Below are 20,317 nucleotides of genomic sequence, written 5' to 3'. Positions count from 1 at the left end.
CTTTTGTCTGTCTTATGGAAAAAAATACAAACTATTTAAATAGCTTATTTCGATCTTCCATACTTGGAGGCTGTTCCATCCAACCGTTCTTAGCCATTATTTTACCTCCGTCATGCCCATAAGCTAAAATGTCCTTTGCAGTCGAAGCCAGTTTGATTGGAAGATCGCTGCGTAAGCTGAAAGCAGTCCCAAGGGCATTGCTTCCCAAACCGAAATTAGTAAAAAGGGAGGTGCAATACATCATGAGCTTATCTGAAAAAGGCGCAACCGTTGAATCGGTTGCTCTCGCTCCGGAAGTAGAAGGGGCTTGGACATCACTTTCCATCAGCACTTTAGAATAGTCGCTTACGATTTTCTTTGATAATTCTTTTCCTTTAATAAAGTATTTCTTCACTTCCGATTCATTTGCCACCTGGGCAAAGCCCGTCATCATCTGCATTCCCAAAGTATTTGATTCTATCCCAAAATAAAGGTAGGCAACTTCAACCGTATTCAACACCCTTTTATCCGAAAAGATGTTGAAACCAGCCATATAATTAGGACTTTGAGCAAATTCGATCGATTTTGGGAGTGTCACAGCAGGAGACCCAGGTAGAACATCCTTTTGGCGTAAGTAGTCCATGCACTTTTCATAAACAGATTGAGTGAAGCCGGTCAACTCTTTGTATAATAGGATAAGATCTTTTCGGTATGACATATTGACGTGTAACGTATGTAAACCCATACTAATGGCTTTAAGCTGCCTAAGAAACACGATATCGAAGTGGTGATCAAATAGTTTAGGAACCCCGGGATTTACATCCTCTTCGTTGAAGCCGGCGGGAATCACACAGCCCTCCTCTTCGAACAAAGAGGTGAGCCTTCCGATGTATTCTTTCACATTTGTATGTGTATCAACCAGGATATGTTTTGCTTCCTCATCGTCCGCCTTCTCTATGAAATACTCAAGTATGCGCTGAGTCATTGTCTTTTGTTGATATGTCATCCACAAAGTAGCCAGCTCACTTGAACATAACGCTTTATTATCAGTCATACACACCATCCTTTTTTCATTCATTTCATTCCGAGTTCATCATGGTGCCCGGAAATTTCATATCCTCATTTTTCCTCTTGAACTAAAAAATTATTCTCTAATATATTAGATAGCGAAGTCGTAGTTTGAGCTGTGATGGAGCATGAAAAAAAGCAAGAGCATCCTAACTCTTATGGATGCTCTTGCTTTTTTGTAACTGTATGAGGGCTGTATGGAGACTGGCGAATGTTGGGATATGCGTGATGACAATTCCCAGATTAACCATGGTTTGAGCAATTTCTGGTCGAATCCCTGTCAAAACTGCCTGAATTCCGGCTAATTTAAGAGCTGCCACCACTTTAAATAATTGGTCTGCCACCATCGTGTCAACAACCGTAACACCCGATAGATCAATAATTAGATAGTGTAAACCCATTGCAGACCCTTTTGTGAGGGCCCTTTCCATTAAATCTTTCGATCGTGAGGCATCAATGTCTCCAATAAGTGGCAGAATGGCAATCGAATTGGTCACCTTGACGATGGGGATGGACAGCTCAGCACTGATCGAGTCCGAAAGGGGATGAGAATAAGCGATCGTGATTCGAAAAATGGCCCGGTCCACCCCAGTATGAAAGTGAGAAAGTAAATCGTAGAACTTTTCAATCGACAGCTCTTGATCAATCGCCTCTGCTTTAATCACTTCTCCGATCATTTTACGAAAGTAATGCAGATCGTTTATCGCGACTTCAAGAGAAACGTCCAGCTGCTTGAATAGCGTAACAGAAGAACAAGCCCACTTTTCAATGTTTCCTGGATGCTTAGCCATTCGCAATGAATCAGCCAGCACCTCGATGGAATCGCCTCTCCACTTTCTAAGAGATACTTCTACAATATTCGAATAGGAAGGGTCTATATTCGCTCTCTCCTGTATCAGCACTGATTTTGACTCGACGATACGATTAATGAAATCAAGATATTTATCTTCGTCCTGAACGGCCTTCATCGACATATGATAACCTCCTACTATTTATCAACTTTATGGTTGTCTAATTATGTAAATATATTTGGAAAAAAGATAGAGGTAACGTTGGATTCTATGTTATGATTTTTATTAAAGAGTACAAAAGCAATGTTACTATTTGAGGAAGTAAGGTGTTTCATTGAAGAGGTGAAGGAATGAAGCATGATATGTTCCTACCTATTTATTATACAGAAGATTCGCACTCAAAAAAGTGTCTGTTTAGACACTTTCTAACATGCAGTATTCATTTGTTATTCTGTCTTTATGGTTCAGAAGGGGGATTGAGGGTTGAATAAAAGAACTTGGCTTACTAAGTTAAGAAAAAGGAAAAAGATGACCCAACAGGAAGTAGCAGCAAAAGCCTTTATTGAAAGATCCTATTATGCCCAAATTGAAAATGGAATCCGGAAACCCAGTCCTGAAGTAACGATCAAGTTGGGTCAAGTGCTGGATTTTCATGCTTCAAGTTTTAACCTGGAGGAGAATCCATTCTCCATCGCCTTACAAAATGCCCCTGTTATACTGGCTCATTGTGATACACAATTACGGTACACATGGATATTTAATACTCCTGATCTTATTCCCGAAGATCATATCGGAAAAACAGATATGGAGCTGGATGATAATGAGGGGAATCGTGCCCTGATGAAACTGAAGGAAGAAGTATTGATTGAAAAAATGCCCATCAGTCGAGTCATTACCCTTCCGTTGCCATCTGGTGAGATTTCCTACAATGTTTATGCTCACCCCCTTCTAAACGAGGATGGTGCCATTATTGGAGTTGCCACTGCTTCAACCGAAATACATAAGAACAGAGCTAATGAAGAGATTTAATTGATATGAGTGGTGAGTGTGGCAAAAAGAGATCGAAGGATGAAGAATCCGTCGATCTCTTTTTTTTTGAAAAAAACTACCGTTCCGTTTCCCTATATTTAATATTCAGAAATTTCTCGGTTTCCGTTTCAAACTGAATATCAATAAACACTCCGAATTCTTTACCATTCTGCCTTAACCATAGCTTGAACTTTTCGGTTGAAATCTTCGTTCCATATTCTTTTCCAATGTGAAGGTAATCCACGATCTCAGCATTAGGATACCTTTCTTTCGTTTTTCGCACAGCCAGACTTCCCCATTTTGCATAAGACGGAATTTCCTGCTGAGCATGAAGAATATGAGTACCGTCTCCGAGTGACAGGTTCGGCATAACCATTAAACAAAGAACAATAGAAACTAACCTGATCATTTTCAAAAGAATTACCCTCTTTTTATCTTGTAGGTTGTCTTGTCTGTCAGAAATTATTCCCCTTTTATGATTTGAAGACAAATGAATTATTTTTTTAGTTAGAATATTCTTTACTTAATACGCATAAAATCTTACACTGTGGATGTGGGAAGAAAATCTTTCCAACACATTGAAAGGAGGCGATGACGATGATTTCAATCGTCGATGCAAGTCAAAATATCAATGATTATGAGGTTCTTTCAATTAAAACATAGCCTGGGAGGATATTATGAAGACAACGCTTCAGCAAGTGAAAATCGTAGAATATCATGAAGGATTAGCAAAAGGAATCGCCAAAATGTGGAATGAAAGTCGTGAAAACTGGGGCGGGGATTCCACCGTTACAACAGAACAGGATGTGAAGGACAAGGAAGAGAGTTCCACCAATCTTCATCTATTTTTAGCCATGGTAGGTGACGAGGTTGCAGGATACTGTGGTCTTTCTGAATATCGTGAAGATGTCGGTGCATTATACATTCCATTACTGAATGTCCATCCTAAGTATCAGGGGTTAAAGATAGGTAAACAGCTTGTCTTAAAAGCGATTGAGAAGACGGTTGAATTACAATGGCCACGACTGGACTTGTTTACCTGGCCTGGAAATACAAAAGCTGTTCCACTTTATAAGAAATGCGGATTTTTCTGGGAAGACCGTGATGATACCGTTCATTTAATGAATTTCATCCCAATGGTGCTCCAACTCGATCTTTTGAAGCCTTTTTTCGAGAAACATGATTGGTATCAAACCAGTCAGCGTTTAATTGAAGTCAAACCGGATGCTTTGAAGGTTAATGAACACACGTATTATGAATACAAGTGGGAGGCAGATGGAGAGTTCGTCCGCATTCAATTTGAACGAACGGGAAGGGGCATTCGTTTAATTGAAACACAGGATTATTTAGTTCAAATGAACGTACCGGAATTCAAACTTCTGGAAAATGAAGACCATTATGTAAACTATCATGTTGAAAATCGCAGCAAGGAACCGATTGAAGTTTCAATAAAAGGTGTTTCCTCATCGATAGCTGAACATGTTTTCGAAGATACATTTCAGGTCGAAAACAAATGGATCAGGGATTATACAGCAAAGGTTTCTATGCCTCAAAGTGAGCCAGGTCCATGGAAAACCCACCCCACGATTGGGGCGGAAATCAAAATAAATAATCAAGCCCTTTCGCTGAAAATGGGGGTATACCCTAAGCAGGCAGGCAAAGTGAACGTAAGATCTGTTAAAAAGAATTGGAGACCCCACAGTAAGGGAATCGTTTATCTCGACCTTGAAAGTCAGGTGGGCGAAGATACCACTTGGACAGTCAAATTGCCTGAGAATAAAGTGATTTCCTGGGAAGAGCCTAAGGTGAACGAGGAGATCCACGCCAAGGCGAGAGCTTCGATTCCAATACCTGTCCAACTGTTGAAAAATGGGTTTTTATCCGAAGAAATAGTCGTAGAGGTCAAGCGGGAAAACGGACACCTCTCTACCTTTAAGACTACCTTGAAATTTGCATTTCCCGGGTTCGGGGCGAAATTCGGCGGGGAAACAGACGAGCACTGGTTTGGATATAATGGACCGCACTATGTTGAGATCGAAAAAAGAAATCATATGGTGAAAATCGGCTCCACTTCTTTCACCAGGGATCCCATTTCCTTTTTCACTCCCAAATTGGGTAAACCATATAGCGAAGAGTTTTCAAAAAAAGAAGCCTCTTCCATTGAATTCATCGAGTTACCTGAGGCATTGGTTGTGAAAACATCACTCATTTCAGAAGCCTTTCCTGCCGTACTACTGAATTCATATTTCAAGATATATGGTGAGGGATTAGTGGAAGTCAAGCATGAGGTGGTCAATACAGGGGATCAGGAAAAGAAGAATCTTTCTTTGATTCAGCCGGTGTTCACAAGTCTGGAAGGCCTGTCAGTGCCTCAGAATGAAGGGGTCTTGAAGTGTAATGAGTCCCTGGTTCCATTCGTCGAGTATATAGATGATAAAGCTATTTCAGAGCGATGGATGTTTCTCGAAGCATCCATAGGGGATACAATCGGTTTATCCTGGCCTGAGAATGCCATTGCCAGAAAAGATGATTGGCGAATGGGTTTGGAATATGATATGGATTTGATTCCTGCCCATGAGGAGCTATGTTTAGGTCCGATCCAGGTAGGGATCAACACTTCAAAACACTGGTCGAAATGGCGTGAATTCATTGTAGGGGATGAAACCGAGCGGAAGGAAATCCCACTTTATACTTTCGGAAAAGCAAATGGAGATGTTGTTTCTACTATCGGTGCCATAGAGGATTATTCATTTAATTCCATGATGACCCCTTATATTCAGGGCACTTTAACTGTTGGGTACGAGGGTGGTACGCTTGTGAAGGAAGTATTGAAAGATGATGCTCTCACTCAAGTGACTGTGGAAGTTGAACATAATTCCCCTGGAGTAAAATGGATCTCCGGAGATTTTTCCTCTAACAGTCAAACGGCGAGGGTGGATTCCTTGCAATTTGTTAAAGGAAAAAGCGCTGTGAAGATCGGTCAACATGATGATATTTGGTCTGTTGATAATGGGGTGGTGTCGTTTAAGGCCTCATCGGATTACTATCCTGGAATTTATTCATTAAGGATGAATGGAAGGGAAGCACTCGATCATCAATACCCTACCCCGGGACCCCGTGCCTGGTGGAACCCATGGGGCGGTGGGATTGCTTACTCCTTCCGGAATATCAGTGCATATTCCATGCTGAAAGAGAAGACAACGATTGAATCAGTGACGAAGGTGGATCATAACGGTCATCGTTGGTCAGGCCTCTGTTTAACTACAGAGTTTAAGCAGCATGAGAAAATGAAAGGCGTCATTCTTCGCCAATACGCCTTGACGCTGCCGGAAGTACCGGTGCTTACCGTTTATGCAGAAATTCATCAACATTCAGGGCAAACGATTGAGAAAGAATTACTCGATCTGGATGCTTTCTTCAAGTTGGGAAAAACGTTACAAACCAGTTACATTACTCTTCCTTCAGAAGGAATCTTCCATAAATACTATGGAGGAGCGGAAGAATTCGTCTTAAGGGATACACCGTTTGTTGTATTGGGATCTGACGAACGGGAAGAGATGATAACGCTTGTTCATCCAGCTAATAGAAAGATGTCAGAAGCGTATATTAACCAAGACGCGCTTTTAGTAGCATCCACTAAAGAGTGGTCTGCTCCCACCGGGAAAATCATAAAGGCAGATCCAAGTATCCTCTTCTACGGAGAACTGAAGGATACCCAAAGCATTAAAACATTACAAAACATCAAATTCACTTAATTCAGCACGAACTTGCCTGCACTCAGGCAGGTTCGTGTTTTTTAGAGGGGAGGGACGGACCTCCAAAAAGGGTGCTTTTCCCATGGATAACCTGATTGTACAAGGATCGAGGAGGAAAAGTGGAGAGTTATGGGAGGTCCGTCCCTTTAAAAGATTTTCTGGAGGGGACGGCATTTTGAGACAAAGTGAGCTTAGTAGGATCAATAGGGCAGGATGGAATGATGGTGCTTATCAGGCGTGGGTAAATCGTCATGGATCGCCAAAGGATTATGCTCTTACACTTATGAAAAATCCAAAACAGAAAGTAATGAAATATCTAAACCATATGGGAGATATCAGAGGGAAAAGAATTGCCAATCTATTAGGATCAAAGGGTAATAAAGCAGTGTCATTTGCTTTATTGGGCGCAGAGGTTACTGTGGTGGATATTTCGACAGAAAATAGCAAGTACGCCATGGAATTGGCAGAAGCCGCTGGTGTCGATATTCGTTATATCGTTTCTGATTTAGCAGAAATCCCCTCTGAAGAGAAAAAAGCAGATTATGATTTTGTCATTTTGAAAGTTGGCGTTCTACACTACTTTGTGGATTTAGTGCCTGTTTTTACGATCGTCATTAACATGCTTAAGAAAGGCGGAACTCTCATCTTGAGGGATTTCCATCCGATGCTTACTAAGCTATTGACGCTTGAAGGTTCAAAAATGGTGGCAGCAGGCGATTATTTTGATAGTGGTGAAAAGGAAGTGGATGTTGCATTCCGGAAACTATTGAAGACCGATCCACTGCACCCATCAGCTAAGAATAGAATTCGCAGGTGGACACTTGGTGATATCATCACAGCAGTCGGCACTACCGGCTTTACCATTACTCAATTAGAAGAGGAAGCCGGAATAAGATGGGCGTTCCCAGCCAAATCACCTATAGGAATCGAAGATAACATACCTGGTTTATTCACAATCATTGCAGAGAAAAAATAGCGGAAAGGAATAAAAGAGGGACGGACCTCTTAGAGAATAATAATGACGAAAGAATCATCACTCCTAGAGGTCCGTCCCTTGTAATGGTTACATATGATTGTTCTTGTCTTCCTGATTTGAAGGCGGCTGATTTTGTTGTTCTTCGTCTTCCATTATTCCACTTACTGCCTTTTTGAATTCTTTGAGGGTAGCACCGGCGGCTTTTCCCAGCTCTGGCAGTTTGCTTGGTCCAAAGAATAAAAGCGCAACAAACAGTATAATCGCTATTTCACCGAATCCCAGATTCATCGTATATTCCTCGCTTTATTTAAAGTCGTATAATTTAACATTCATCTATCTCCAGTCGAATATCTTCAATTAATATTAGTAAAATGCAGGACAAATAATCTCTTTTCTGTAAGAAACAAGCTTATTAACAATGATGAAAAAGGAATGTAAGGTTCAGAGGTAATTTGAATGGGACCTGACCACTTCTAGAAAACCCAACGAATCGGGAAGAAATTCAAAGCAAGATGGACGTTGTTCGAAAGCCTTCATGCCGAAGTCCGAGTCAGGGGGATTGGTCATTTTATTAAGAGGAATATCATCTTGTTTATGGACGAGAGAAGGGGTCGTGTCGAGAATCATGGCTTCATCTGCTAGAAACAGGTGATCCGAAATGGCAGGCTCATCATCAAAGCTTGCTAATATGGATTGATGTGACTGTTGTTGAATCGGATTGGTCATAAATGCCATACACAAAAGCACCATTAACATAAGTCTCGCCATTGTTCCTTCACCTCCCAAGATCATATTACACTTAATTATAGCCATAATTTTTTTGGTGTCTATAAAAATTCAGAGGGACGGACCTCTGGAACAAGGAAGGAAAGAGCCCGCCTTCAATCCTTTAGAGGTCCGTCCCTCAAATGTTAGGTTTAAATATAGTATTTTCGGGTATAGGAGATTGGATATGTATATTTATGGAAGGGGACTGGTCATGGAGGAGAAGGTTGTTGATTTTTATGAATCTAAGAAGAAGTTGAGTTTGATTGCGGTTGGATGTGTGTTGTTTGTTCTAGTATGTTTGTATTTAACGTATGAGTTTTTCTTTATTGATACGAACTATATGATAGGGGGGATTGTTGCGTTAGGGGGAGTGTTTTTTCTCTTTTGTTTGATTCAGATCTTTAAGAAGCTCTCTAATGATGTACCTCATGTAAGCATGACTATGGAGCATTTGGTTTTATATGTGTTGCCTGATGAACCCGTTCACATTCGATGGGAGGATATTGAAAGCTATGTTCCTTACGAAATTTACCGGAATTCTTTTATTGGGCTCGTTCTGTTCGATGAAGAGGAATACCGCGACAAGATGCCTGATAAGCTAAAACGCATGTCCAGGATGAATGTGAAAATGGGGTATCCACAATACAATATTGTAATAGGAAATTTAAAAAGGCCACAAAAATTACTCCAGGAATTGAATGGTCGAATTCCTCATGCGAATGTGGTCACTGCAGGAAAGACTGTTTCTCCTTCGAATTCATTGTGATATAACCAAAAAAGGTGAGCAAACATTGCCCACCTTTCACCTTTAAAAAAGATTAATATACTTTATCCCCATTAAAGATCGAATTCTTAACCACGACGTAATCTACAGTACGGATGGATTCAAGTTTTGTTCCCCCGGCATAGGAAATGGAGGATTGAAGATCTTGTTCCATTTCAATCAGGGTGTGTTCTAATGAACCTTTATGTTCAACATACATTTTCTTTCCTTCAACGTTTTTCTTTTCACCTTTTTGAAATTCGGATGCAGATCCAAAGTATTCTTTGAATAGTTTACCGTCTTTTTCAATCGTTTCTCCAGGAGATTCTTCATGGCCGGCAAAAAGGGATCCGATCATCACCATAGTGGCACCAAAGCGGATTGATTTTGCAACATCACCATGGGTACGGATGCCTCCATCCGCGATGATAGGTTTAGTAGCCGCTTTAGCGCACCATCTCAGTGCAGCCAGCTGCCATCCACCTGTACCAAAGCCTGTTTTGATCTTTGTAATACAAACCTTACCCGGTCCGATTCCAACCTTGGTAGCATCGGCCCCGGCATGTTCTAATTCTCTTACGGCTTCTGGTGTACCAACATTCCCGGCAATCACAAAGCTTTCAGGTACATGCTTTTTAATATGTTGAATCATATTGATAACGGCATTGGAATGGCCGTGTGCAATATCGATTGTAATGAATTCAGGGACAAGCTTTTCTTCAGCAAGCTGCTCGACAAAAACGTATTCTTCTTCTTTTACACCTACTGAAATAGAAGAGATCAATCCACGTGACTTCATATCTTTAATGAATGACACACGCTCTTCAGGATTAAAACGATGCATAATATAGAAATAATTATTTTCAGCTAAATAGACAGCGATTTTTTCATCAATAATGGTTTGCATATTGGCTGGTACTACTGGCAGTTTAAACGTATGTCCACCCAGTGTTACACTCGTATCACATTCAGAACGGCTGTTAACCACACATTTTGCAGGAATTAATTGAATATCTTCATAATCAAATACATTTTCCATCATTACACCCCTAAACACGAATATTAAAGTTTGTTTATTTTATAATTGTTCGTCCATAAGGTAATTTACATCATTTTCTTACCGATGTCAAAGATTTTATTTAATTTTTGGATGAATACAAACGATTCATGTAGTTAATTTTTAAGCGTTTACATTTGATATATCTTGAGGGAGACTGTGTTAGAGTATAGACATACCGGATATGTTACATTCCGTATGTTTAGAAAGGTGGTTTGCCTATGTATTGGGTCATCGCTCTATTCGATGATCAAACAGAAGAGCTGATAAAAGGGATTTGGAAAGAACTAGCGGTTAAAGACATCTCTTATTATGAAGAAGAAATCAATGATGCCCGTCCTCATATTACATTAGGCAGTTACACTGAATTAGACAAAGAGGCATACATAGATTCTTTAGGAACCTTTTATGAACATACCGCACCCTTCCGCATCACATTTAATACAGTAGGATCTTTTTTGAACTTCGGCACTCTTTTTCTTTCCCCGACCGTTACGAGGGAGCTTCTGGAGTTTCACTCGTCTCATTACGATTATTTTCATTCTTTTAAACGAAAGGCCAATCCACTTTACCTTCCTGGCAATTGGATTCCACACTGTACTTTAGCCAATAAACTTTCCCCTGAAAAATTAGCCGAGGGATTCGAGCACTGTTTAGGAAGGGGAGACACGATTGAAGCGGAGATAATTGGTGTAGCCCTTATTGAATTATTGGATGATTTAGAGGATTGTATGAATGCACCGATCATTTATACTAAATCATTTAGGTGAGTGAAATATTTCTATCAAACAGCGAGAGGCGGGTTACCATCCCGCCTCTCGCTGTTTGATATTACAGAACGCCAACTCAACAAAGTTATTTATTGCATACCTTCTTCATCACGAAGCCACTTTTCGGAAGCGTTGGGATTACCCGGAGACTGTAGCTCATATCCTGTTTCGGCAGCTGATAGGTAAGATGCTTACTCATGAAGGAGAAGCTCGCTTTCATGACTTCTATGGTCGGCCATTCACCTGGACAACGATGACCGGTATCATAATCTCCACCGCCTTGTGGGACCAGTTCATAGATACTGCCCTTGTAATCCTTGAACCGCCCGGGATCGAAATGATCAGGGTTCTCCCAGATCCGGGGATCATGATTCGTACCATACAAATCAAGCATCACCATTTGACCTTGTTTAAAATGATATTGCTGCCATTCGAAATCCTTGGTTGTCAGGGCAGCCAGAAAAGGGAAGAAGGGGTAGTAGCGACGCACTTCCTGAACGAAACATCGGAGGAGTTCGTCATGAGAATGAATCTTTTCTTTCCACTCCGGATTTTCCTCAAGTGCAACAGCGCCAAACACCAGATAACGTGATATGGCTACAAGAGGCCGAATGACATTTATTAATTCGACTGCTGCCACCTGTTTATCAAGAAGGTCCCCGTTCAGGTCTTGGTGGAAAGCCATTTCGTAGAGGGCAGACCCTTTCCTGGTTTCTTGCTGCCCTAGACGCACCCTGTGAATGACGCTTTCCATCCATTTTTCCAACCGATTCCTTGCCCGGAGACTTGCAAGATACTGTGGGCCGATTTTTGATGCTCCTTCAATTAATCTGTTTAAATCTTTGGAGCGTTTTGGTACAGCTTTCTCTTCGATTGGTATACCAGCCCATTCACATCCAACCTTTGTAAGTAACTCCAGGGATTCCTCGAAAAGGTTGACTTTATTCTTTTTCTCCCACTTACGTGTATATGCATCCCACTGTCTAGTCGTCAATTTGTGCAATTCATCGAGTCCTTCAGGTGTCATCAATGACATAAACAAACGTTTACGGTGTTCATGAGACTTTCCATCTAACGTCTGGACCCCGCCTTTCCCGAAGAGTGTGTTCAGTATGTGAGGAGGCATCGCTCCATTCCTCTTCATCTTTTCATTATCATAGAACAGTTTCACACCTGCTTCACCGCTTAGAAGAGCGACCTTCTTACCAAGAACTTTTGTTTCATACACATCTAGATGATGCTTCTGAGTACGTTTTTGAATAAACTCATAGCCGTCCATAAAGATCGACAATGTACGGTCAATTCCTTTATCTTTCGGTACCTGAACTGGCATTATGTATTCACATCCCCTTCTATTTGATTATTTTGTACTTTCCCACTTTTCCTATGAAAATAAACGCCTAAGCTGTTCATTTTTTGGGAGACCGAAAAGTAGTTATTTTTAAAAAATCGGTTGAACTTTACGTCAACGTCAATGATAAAATGAAAGTATCAAAATTTTCAAATAAAGGGTTGATGATGATGCCTTATACCATTTCCCAATTAGCAAAGGAGTTCAACGTAACGACACGCACTATCAGATATTATGAGGAACTTCGTTTATTAAAGCCTGAAAGGAGTGATTCAGGGAGGAGACTATACTCCAAGAGTGATGTCACCAGACTTACATTAATATTCCGTGGAAAGCGCTTCGGTTTTACTTTAGAGCAAATCAAGGAAATGATTCACCTGTTTGATCAAGATCGAAGTGGAAGGAAGCAATTGGAACGCACAGTCGAATATGGGAACATGAAAATAGAGGAGATAACCTCTTTCATTCAAGAACTAGAAACGATGAGAACTGAAATGGAAGAATTAAGGGATGACTTCCTTAAAAAATTAAACGAGTCAGGGGAGAACCGAGAATGAATATCTCAGAATTATTATCTCGAAATTCCAGGAAATATCCAACACGGAAAGCGGTTGTCACAGAGGGCGAAGAGATGACTTACAGGGAGTTGAATGAAAAAGTCAATCAGTTGGCGAATAGCTTGAAAATGCGGGGGATAGGTGTTGGGGATAAAGTGATGCTATTCATGCCGAACTCAGCGGAGTTTGTCATCAGCTACTTCGCAGTCCTACGGTTGGGGGCGATCATAGTCCCTGTTAATGCAAAGCTTTCACCTGATGAACTATCATTCATAGTCCATCACAGCGATGCCCGTGCCATCCTTGCACACGAGCGGGTTTGGGAAACGGTAGAAAGCATTGAACCCGGTCATCTATTATGTATTAAGACAGGGAAGACACGAGGATCTTGGAAGTCATTTGAGGATATGTTGAATGAAGGGAGTAAAGAAGAAATCGAGTGCACAATGAGTGAAGAGGATGATGCTACCATCCTTTATACTTCCGGGACGACAGGTCAACCAAAAGGCGTCCTCTTCACTTACCGAAATATTCTAACGGTTTCCATCATGATGTGTGTGGAATTTGAGATGAAACCGGAGAGCAGGATCCTCCACATGATGCCTCTCAGTCATTCTGCACCACTACATCTATTCCTGATAGCAGGTACTTATGTAGGAACCACCCATATATTATCACCGACCTTTACTCCTGAGAATCTACTTAAGTTGGTAGAGCAAGAACAGATCACACACTTTTTCGGCGCGCCAGTCGCCTACTTATTCACTTCCAAACTGCCTGACATCCAAACGTATAATCTTACTTCAATGAAATATTGGGTCTATGGTGGAGCACCTGTCTCCGGTGCAGAAATTGCATATATAAAAGAAAGGTTAGGGACGGACCTCCTCCATTGTGTTTACGGTCTGACAGAAGCTGGACCCAGCGGAACCCTGTTAGGAGCAGATGAACACCACCAAAAAGGAGGGAGTATCGGGAAGAGAGGGGCCCTCGGAACAGAAATTGTGATTGTTAACGAAGAGGGGGAGCCAGTGGACACGAATGAGGTGGGAGAAATTCTCCTATATGGAGAAGGTAATATGAAAGGATACTATAAAGATCCGGAGAAGACGGAAGAAGCCTTTATCAATGGATGGTTGAAAACGGGAGATCTCGCCAGAGTGGATGAACAAGGATATATATGGGTGGTTGACCGCAAGAAGGATATGATCATTTCCGGTGGGGTAAACGTTTATCCTAAAGAAATTGAAGAACTGCTTGTGGAGCATCCGGATATTTCTGAGGTGGCAGTCGTTGGAGTCCCCCATCCTGAGTGGGGGGAAACTGTTAAAGCGTATGTCGTCAGTTCGCTATCGTCGAATGAACTTTCCACGGTATGTAATGAATTCCTGAAGGGTAAACTGGCAAGTTATAAAACTCCAAAACTCTATGAATCCTTGCATGCACTCCCGCGTAATGCAACAGGCAAAATACTGAAACAGCCTTTACGGGATATGATTCAGGAGGTGAATCTATGAGAAAACTGGAAAATTTTTATCATGAAGATCCTCATTTAAAAGAAATCCTTGAGAGCTATCTGGATACAGATTTTTTTACGTGGGCCCATCATGAGCTGAACACTTTCGGCGAGCTTTGTGCAGGTGAAATTGATGAACGGGCCGTCCATACGGATCGTGAGGGTCAGCCTAAGCTTATAAAATACAACAGATTCGGAGAAGAGATTTCTGAAGTCTGGGTGAATGAAGGATATAAGAAAACAGTTGAACAAACATACAATAAAGGAATTGTCGGGTATATCCATAAAGAAATACCCGGGCTTGGGACGAAAGGAAATTATATGTATTCTTATGCCCAGGGATATCTTTTGTCTCAAACCGAGCCCGGTTTCTATTGCCCGGTCACCCTTTCCATGGCAACGGCCCTCCTTCTTGAGAGGTATGCATCTCCTGACGTGAAAGCCAGGTTCCTTCCACATGTCCTTTCAACGGGAGAAGTTGAATTATATGAGGGGGCGACTTTTTTAACTGAGAGACAGGGAGGGTCTGATGTCGGCGCAAATGAAACAAAGGCCATTCAAGATGGTGAATCCTATCAGCTATGGGGAGAAAAATATTTTGCCTCCAATTCAGGGATGTGTGGAGTGACAATGGTCCTCGCTCGGATAGAGGGATCCGGTAAAGGAACAAAGGGACTTAGCTTATTTGCAGTCCCGTGGAGAAACGATGATGGCTCCCTTAATGGAATCCACATTCGAAGGCTGAAGGATAAGTTGGGTGTCCGGGCAGTGCCTTCAGCGGAGGTGGAGTTCAAAGGTGCAAAAGCCTATCTGGTTGGAGAACCGGATAGAGGCATCTACTATATGATGGAAGCACTCAATTTATCCCGGATTTGCAATGCCATTGCATCGATCGGCATTATGAGAAGAGCCTATCTTGAAGCAAGAAATTACGCATTCCAGCGTGAAGCGTTCGGACAGCCTCTGGCTCACTTTCCGATGATAAAAGAATCCTTGACCCGTCTTGCCTCTAAACAGGAAGTGGAAACCAGTGCCGTGTTCCATCTCGTTCACTTGTATGATCGAGTCGTCTCCGATGACATTCCTGCAACAGAGGAAGAATCTGTTCTACTTCGTTTGCTGATTGCCATTCTGAAGAAAGAATCAGCGGAGCAGGCGATTCACTTTTCTCATGAAGCAATCGAACTTCATGGTGGAAATGGGTACATTGAAGATTTCGTCCTTCCGCGTTTACTCAGGGATGCCCAGGTATTGACGGTATGGGAAGGTACAGCCAATATTCTAGGACTCGAAGTTCTGAGATTAATGAATAAACACCGGGCTCATGAATACTTTTTAGCCAAAATGAAAAAAGAGCTATCCCTTGTTCCAGAAGAATTCATCTTGTTAACGATTCCCGTGACAGAAGGGATCATAAAGCTGGAACAACTATTGACACTTGTAACCACGTCCAATCATGATACACAGACCTATCATGCGAAGAGGATAGCAGAACTGATGGTCCATATTTTCGAAAGTGTAGTGGCACTTAAAGATGCCTATACGTTTGGCGGAAAAAGAAAACGTATGATTGCAGAGGTTTTTATCGAACACACATGGAAAACAACAGAATGGATGGATGAAGAAATGAAATCCGTTCAATACTTCGACGAAATAGTCGGGGGAAAAGTAAGGGTTTAAATAAAAAAAATCCCGGGCAACGTCCAGGGATTTTTTTTATTTTTCACAGCAGCAGGGACAATCACATTCTTTTTTCGTTTTACACGTACAGCGGTCACAAGGACATTCTTTCGTCACCAAATAAGGCACCTCCTTTTGCAAAAGTCATTATTCATCGTTTCCAAATCACTGAATTTCATACACATTTAAGCAACAGAAGCCCCACGTGTTAATGGCTAACGTCAAAGTACGGAAATCAGCATGTCTATATCATAAAAAATTACAATTAATACTAAATGATATCCATTTGTTTACAAATATTTAGTGATAAGGTAATATATGTAATTGTAGGAACGAATGAATGGGGAGGAATTACAGATGAAAAAATTGATGTTACCCTTTTTCTTGCTATCTATGAGTTTATTTATTGCTGCATGCAGTAGTGATGAAGGTAGTACAGAGGAAAAAGAGACAAACACTGAAGCAACTGAAGAAAGTGCAAAATCGGACGAGATGGAAATGAAATCAGCTCTATTAGACTTTCAAAAAGAAATCATCAACACAGTGAATGCCAATGATTCAGCTATTTACACGTTTGAATCGGCAAAAGCTAAAGAAGAGGATAAACCAAGTGCAGAAGAGATTGCCAAACTTAAAACCGAAGCTGAAACATCTGCTAAAACCGTAGCTGAAGACGTTCAGGGGCTGGAAGTACCTGCTGCACTGGATTCAAAGAAAGACGAAATTCAAGGCGCATTGGACGATCTTGCAAAATCATATGAAACCAGAGCTGCAAATCTTTCAGACGAAGCAAACGCAGAATACACAGAATCTGATGAACAATTTGCATTATTTGAAGAAAAAATGGCTGCTGTTTATGAAGAAGCTGGATTGACGAAACCTAGTTTTTCAGCTGATATTGTAGATTAATAGCACAGAAAAAATATAGATTAGACTTTTGACTAGAGTAGACTCAGATTTTTGACTCATTCGGGCGAAACTAAAGTTTCGCCCGCTTTTCAGCAAAGCTGAAAAGTAGCTCGTGAAGAAAGGCAGCCTGAATCAAATGCATTTGATTCAGGCTGCCTTTCTTCACGGGCTAAATGAGTCAAAAATCGTTATAGTATATATATCTATTTTAGGACTGCATTCGCATTCCTATTTTTTATGCCTTCATAAAAGTTTGCTACCGGAAACATTGTTCACCTCTTCATATTAAGATAGCTTCACTAAAGAAGGTTGCTATAGACCCACATGGGAAGGGGTTGCTATGATATTCAGGTACATATCAAATGTGGGGGAATATGATTGTGAACGAAGAAAAATATGATCAGTTAAAACTGGGTGAGCGTGGTGCACTGATAAGCATTATCGCTTATATACTGTTATCAATTATTAAATTCCTCATTGGAACATCAGCAGGTTCGGAGGCATTACGTGCAGACGGCTTGAACAATGCCACGGATATCGTGGCTTCCGTTGCGGTACTTATCGGCCTAAGGTATTCAAGGAAGCCAGCCGATCAAGATCATCCTTATGGGCATTGGAAAGCGGAAAGTGTAGCCTCTTTACTGGCATCCTTTATCATGATGGTAGTGGGGATACAGGTGCTATATAATGCGATTCAATCTGTATTTGACGGAAAAACCCAGGCACCGGATCTAATTTCCGCATGGACTGGTATTGGGGCTGCAATCGTCATGTACCTTGTCTATAGATACAACAAAAAATTAGCACAGAAAATTAATAGTCAATCCCTTATGGCTGCAGCAAAAGATAATCTCTCAGATGCATGGGTAAGCATCGGCACGGTGATCGGTATCCTTGGTGCTCAATTTTATCTGCCTTGGTTGGATCCCCTCACGGCAGTCATTGTCGGCCTTCTCATCTGTAAAACCGCATGGGGCATTTTTATAGAAGCTTCCCATTACTTAACGGACGGATTCGATGAAGAGCTTATAGAATCGTACGAAAAGACCGTCCTCGATCTCCCCGGGGTTAAAGGTGTAAAAGATATTCGCGCAAGAAATTATGGAAACAATACTGTCGTGGATGTAGTGATTCTGGTGAGGTCCACCCTCGATATAAAACAGGCACATGATATTTCAAGCGAGGTAGAAGAAGAATTGATGAATAAGCATGAGGTGTATGATGTGCACGTTCATGTGGAGCCGAATTAAAAGCGCTTCACTTCGAAAGGCCCTGCTTAGGGTCTTTTTTAGGTTCAAATCCATTTCAACCCTTTTTTCAAAACTTAGCATGAATATGTTGGATGATAATGGTAAGATAAAAGAATAAGAGACGGAAAGAAATACATAGGGGATGAACACCATAAAACGTTATTTTATTCAAAAACAACTCCAGCAAATACACATATCGGAATGGGGAGATCCTGCGAAACCAGTGATTTTTTGTCTTCATGGATTGGGAAGCACAGGACTCAGCTTTATAGAAATAGCGAACGATTTAGAGAAAGACTATAGAATCATTAGCATCGATGCACCTGGTCATGGAAAGACTACCCCATTTGAACGCGGGGAAAATTATGAAATGAATAACATGGCCGAATGGCTGAATGAAGTGATTGAGCTCCTTGAAATCGATTCATTCTATTTCCTGCCTCATTCATGGGGGGGCTTTGTAGCGCTATTTTATGCAGCCAAATATCCCGATAAGATCAGCGCATTGATGTTCATCGATGGAGGTTATCAGGGAAAACGGCATTCACAACAAACCGTAGAAGAAGAAGTCGCTTATTATGAAAAAGATTTTGAACAGACATGGGGAACATGGGAAGATTTCCTCACCCTCGTTAAGAGTGAATCGTTAAATTGGTCTTCTTTAAAGATGGTGGCCGCTCAAGATCTTTCCCTTTATCATGACCACCAATATTATTGGCATGCCCGTGGGGAGACAGCTGCTCACATCATCCGTGCCATGCACAAAGATGAGGCGGAGGATATTTATCACAAAATTGAAAATCCGGTTTTATTATTAAGAGCATCCCTTCCTGAAAATCTTGCTGAAACCCGTAAAAAGACAGCCGACAACTTTAAGGTACAGGTAAGGGGAGAAGTAAAGTGCATTCCGGATACGACCCACCTTCTTCATTGGGACCGTCCTGAAATAGTAGTAAGGGAAATAAGACAGCGCTGGAAATAAGTAAAGGAGGAATCACTCTATGATTACATTAAAAACGATGACAGAGAACGAATTTCATGATTGGATAGAAGAGTCCATCAAGGAATATGCAGAAGAAAAAACGAAGGCAGGCAATTTCAAGAAAGAAACGTCCCTGGATCAAGCAGAGGAGGAATTCAATAAACTATTACCGGAGGGAAGGGAAACAAAAGATCATTATTTATTTACCCTGTTTCATGAAGAGAGGGAGGAAATAGTAGGCAACTTATGGATTCATTTAAATGATGAAGCAAAGGAAATATTTATATATGATATTAAGATCCATGAAAATAAAAGGGGATCAGGTTATGGGAAGGGAGCTTTAGCGTCATTGGACTCGTTTGCCAGGGAAAAGGGTATCCCGAAAATATCCCTCCATGTATTCGGTCATAACAAAATAGCTATATCCTTGTATCAAAAAACAGGTTATGAAGTAACAAATGTGTTAATGTCCAAATCGCTTTAAAACAAAAGGGCACCTGTTCATACGGTGTCTTTTTCTTCTTAGAGGAGGATCTTTCACCATGTCAACTGTAAAAGAAACATATCGTATTGCCGACAGTTATTTCTTTATTGGAGATGCAGGGATACTTATGATAGCTCTCATCTTGGTCTTAGTATTTATTTACATATCATTAATGAAAAGAAGGTCGTGACTGTTATGAGAGAAGTAAAATATGCTCAATTATCAGATCTGGAACCGATCGTGGCGATTGATCAACAAGTCATCGGGCATTCAAACAGAAGGGGAGAAATCGAAAAGGCGATTAGGGAGCAAGCATGTCTGATTATCAAAGAAGGAAAGGCTACGGGCTTTCTCTTATTCAATACCCAGTTTTTTGAGAACGCGTTTGTCTCTCTGATCATCATTGCTCCTGAGGAGAGAAGAAAAGGGTATGCGTCTTCCTTATTGAAATATTTTGAGAAGAATTCCCCAACGGAAAAAATCTTTTCATCTACTAATCAGTCAAACATTGAGATGCAAAAAGTTTTTCAAAAGAATGGATACACTCCAAGCGGAAAGATTGAAAACATGGACCCTGGAGATCCTGAGCTGATTTATTTTAAATATAAAGAGAATCAATGAGATTGGGGGAC

20 protein-coding genes are annotated in these 20,317 nt (G+C 41.0%); 13 read left to right on the top strand and 7 right to left on the bottom strand.

What is annotated here, in order from left to right:
* Positions 1-31: 31 nt before the first annotated feature.
* Together BVI01S_RS03835 and BVI01S_RS03830 are read right to left on the bottom strand one after the other, a co-directional pair.
* Positions 32-1,033 carry a DUF3231 family protein gene (locus BVI01S_RS03835; RefSeq protein ID WP_061809286.1) on the bottom strand — a complete coding sequence of 334 codons (1,002 nt, stop codon included), beginning with the start codon at positions 1,031-1,033 and terminating at the stop codon, positions 32-34.
* Between the two features lie 163 nt (positions 1,034-1,196).
* A complete protein-coding gene (locus BVI01S_RS03830; protein WP_061809285.1) occupies positions 1,197-2,021 on the bottom strand; it encodes an STAS domain-containing protein in 825 nt (274 codons plus the stop codon).
* 300 nt (positions 2,022-2,321) lie between these two features.
* On the opposite strand from BVI01S_RS03830, the gene BVI01S_RS03825 reads away from it, so the two are divergent.
* Positions 2,322-2,867 (top strand): helix-turn-helix domain-containing protein, encoded by a 546-nt coding sequence (locus BVI01S_RS03825; protein WP_034759457.1) that lies wholly within the window; start codon positions 2,322-2,324, stop codon positions 2,865-2,867.
* A 76-nt stretch (positions 2,868-2,943) separates the two neighbouring features.
* Here the strand turns inward: BVI01S_RS03825 and BVI01S_RS03820 are convergent, their stop codons facing one another.
* Positions 2,944-3,276 (bottom strand): DUF3889 domain-containing protein, encoded by a 333-nt coding sequence (locus BVI01S_RS03820; protein WP_061809322.1) that lies wholly within the window; start codon positions 3,274-3,276, stop codon positions 2,944-2,946.
* A gap of 268 nt (positions 3,277-3,544) precedes the next feature.
* On the opposite strand from BVI01S_RS03820, the gene BVI01S_RS03815 reads away from it, so the two are divergent.
* Positions 3,545-6,622 (top strand): GNAT family N-acetyltransferase, encoded by a 3,078-nt coding sequence (locus tag BVI01S_RS03815; RefSeq protein WP_061809284.1) that lies wholly within the window; start codon positions 3,545-3,547, stop codon positions 6,620-6,622.
* 175 nt (positions 6,623-6,797) lie between these two features.
* Complete coding sequence (locus BVI01S_RS03810; protein ID WP_061809321.1) at positions 6,798-7,598, top strand: class I SAM-dependent methyltransferase; 801 nt, start codon at positions 6,798-6,800, stop codon at positions 7,596-7,598.
* An 87-nt stretch (positions 7,599-7,685) separates the two neighbouring features.
* Here BVI01S_RS03810 and BVI01S_RS03805 read toward each other — a convergent pair whose 3' ends face one another.
* A complete protein-coding gene (locus BVI01S_RS03805) occupies positions 7,686-7,886 on the bottom strand; it encodes a twin-arginine translocase TatA/TatE family subunit (protein ID WP_034759452.1) in 201 nt (66 codons plus the stop codon).
* A 153-nt stretch (positions 7,887-8,039) separates the two neighbouring features.
* Positions 8,040-8,366, bottom strand: a complete 327-nt coding sequence (locus BVI01S_RS03800) for a hypothetical protein (protein ID WP_034759449.1) — start codon at positions 8,364-8,366, stop codon at positions 8,040-8,042.
* 184 nt (positions 8,367-8,550) lie between these two features.
* Between BVI01S_RS03800 and BVI01S_RS03795 the strand changes: the two genes are divergently transcribed.
* The gene (locus BVI01S_RS03795) at positions 8,551-9,132 is read left to right on the top strand and encodes an STM3941 family protein (protein ID WP_061809283.1); all 582 of its coding nucleotides are present in this window, start codon (positions 8,551-8,553) and stop codon (positions 9,130-9,132) included.
* Positions 9,133-9,184: 52 nt separating this feature from the next.
* On the opposite strand, the gene guaC is transcribed toward BVI01S_RS03795, so the two are convergent.
* Positions 9,185-10,168: a GMP reductase gene (guaC, locus tag BVI01S_RS03790; RefSeq protein WP_034759445.1), complete on the bottom strand. Its 984-nt coding sequence runs from the start codon at positions 10,166-10,168 to the stop codon at positions 9,185-9,187.
* Between the two features lie 239 nt (positions 10,169-10,407).
* On the opposite strand from guaC, the gene BVI01S_RS03785 reads away from it, so the two are divergent.
* Positions 10,408-10,956 (top strand): 2'-5' RNA ligase family protein, encoded by a 549-nt coding sequence (locus BVI01S_RS03785; protein WP_034759442.1) that lies wholly within the window; start codon positions 10,408-10,410, stop codon positions 10,954-10,956.
* 85 nt (positions 10,957-11,041) lie between these two features.
* Here BVI01S_RS03785 and cypC read toward each other — a convergent pair whose 3' ends face one another.
* Positions 11,042-12,289: a CYP152 family fatty-acid peroxygenase CypC gene (cypC, locus tag BVI01S_RS03780; protein WP_034759440.1), complete on the bottom strand. Its 1,248-nt coding sequence runs from the start codon at positions 12,287-12,289 to the stop codon at positions 11,042-11,044.
* 83 nt (positions 12,290-12,372) lie between these two features.
* On the opposite strand from cypC, the gene BVI01S_RS03775 reads away from it, so the two are divergent.
* The 8 genes from BVI01S_RS03775 to BVI01S_RS03740 all read left to right on the top strand — a co-directional run bounded on the left by BVI01S_RS03775 (position 12,373) and on the right by BVI01S_RS03740 (position 20,306).
* On the top strand, positions 12,373-12,864 hold the full coding sequence (locus BVI01S_RS03775; protein ID WP_369690874.1) for a MerR family transcriptional regulator: 492 nt from the start codon (positions 12,373-12,375) through the stop codon (positions 12,862-12,864).
* Positions 12,861-14,381 (top strand): class I adenylate-forming enzyme family protein, encoded by a 1,521-nt coding sequence (locus BVI01S_RS03770; RefSeq protein WP_061809282.1) that lies wholly within the window; start codon positions 12,861-12,863, stop codon positions 14,379-14,381. Before BVI01S_RS03775 ends, BVI01S_RS03770 begins: the two co-directional genes overlap by 4 nt.
* The gene (locus tag BVI01S_RS03765; protein WP_061809281.1) at positions 14,378-16,060 is read left to right on the top strand and encodes an acyl-CoA dehydrogenase family protein; all 1,683 of its coding nucleotides are present in this window, start codon (positions 14,378-14,380) and stop codon (positions 16,058-16,060) included. Before BVI01S_RS03770 ends, BVI01S_RS03765 begins: the two co-directional genes overlap by 4 nt.
* Before the next feature lie 357 nt (positions 16,061-16,417).
* The gene (locus BVI01S_RS03760) at positions 16,418-16,969 is read left to right on the top strand and encodes an Hsp70 family protein (protein ID WP_061809280.1); all 552 of its coding nucleotides are present in this window, start codon (positions 16,418-16,420) and stop codon (positions 16,967-16,969) included.
* Positions 16,970-17,349: 380 nt separating this feature from the next.
* Positions 17,350-18,219, top strand: a complete 870-nt coding sequence (locus BVI01S_RS03755; RefSeq protein ID WP_061809319.1) for a cation diffusion facilitator family transporter — start codon at positions 17,350-17,352, stop codon at positions 18,217-18,219.
* Between the two features lie 151 nt (positions 18,220-18,370).
* Entirely contained in the window at positions 18,371-19,201 is an 831-nt protein-coding gene (locus tag BVI01S_RS03750; protein ID WP_061809318.1) for an alpha/beta fold hydrolase, read from the top strand.
* Between the two features lie 19 nt (positions 19,202-19,220).
* Positions 19,221-19,685 carry a GNAT family N-acetyltransferase gene (locus BVI01S_RS03745; RefSeq protein WP_244886858.1) on the top strand — a complete coding sequence of 155 codons (465 nt, stop codon included), beginning with the start codon at positions 19,221-19,223 and terminating at the stop codon, positions 19,683-19,685.
* A 195-nt stretch (positions 19,686-19,880) separates the two neighbouring features.
* Positions 19,881-20,306: a GNAT family N-acetyltransferase gene (locus BVI01S_RS03740; RefSeq protein ID WP_061809279.1), complete on the top strand. Its 426-nt coding sequence runs from the start codon at positions 19,881-19,883 to the stop codon at positions 20,304-20,306.
* Positions 20,307-20,317 lie beyond the last annotated feature (11 nt).

Origin of the sequence: Rossellomorea vietnamensis NBRC 101237 (assembly GCF_001591825.1) — a bacterium.
Classification (GTDB): domain Bacteria; phylum Bacillota; class Bacilli; order Bacillales; family Bacillaceae_B; genus Rossellomorea; species Rossellomorea vietnamensis.
The sequence above is the reverse complement of the archived record's forward strand: the minus strand, read 5'-3'. Positions and strand labels throughout refer to the sequence as shown.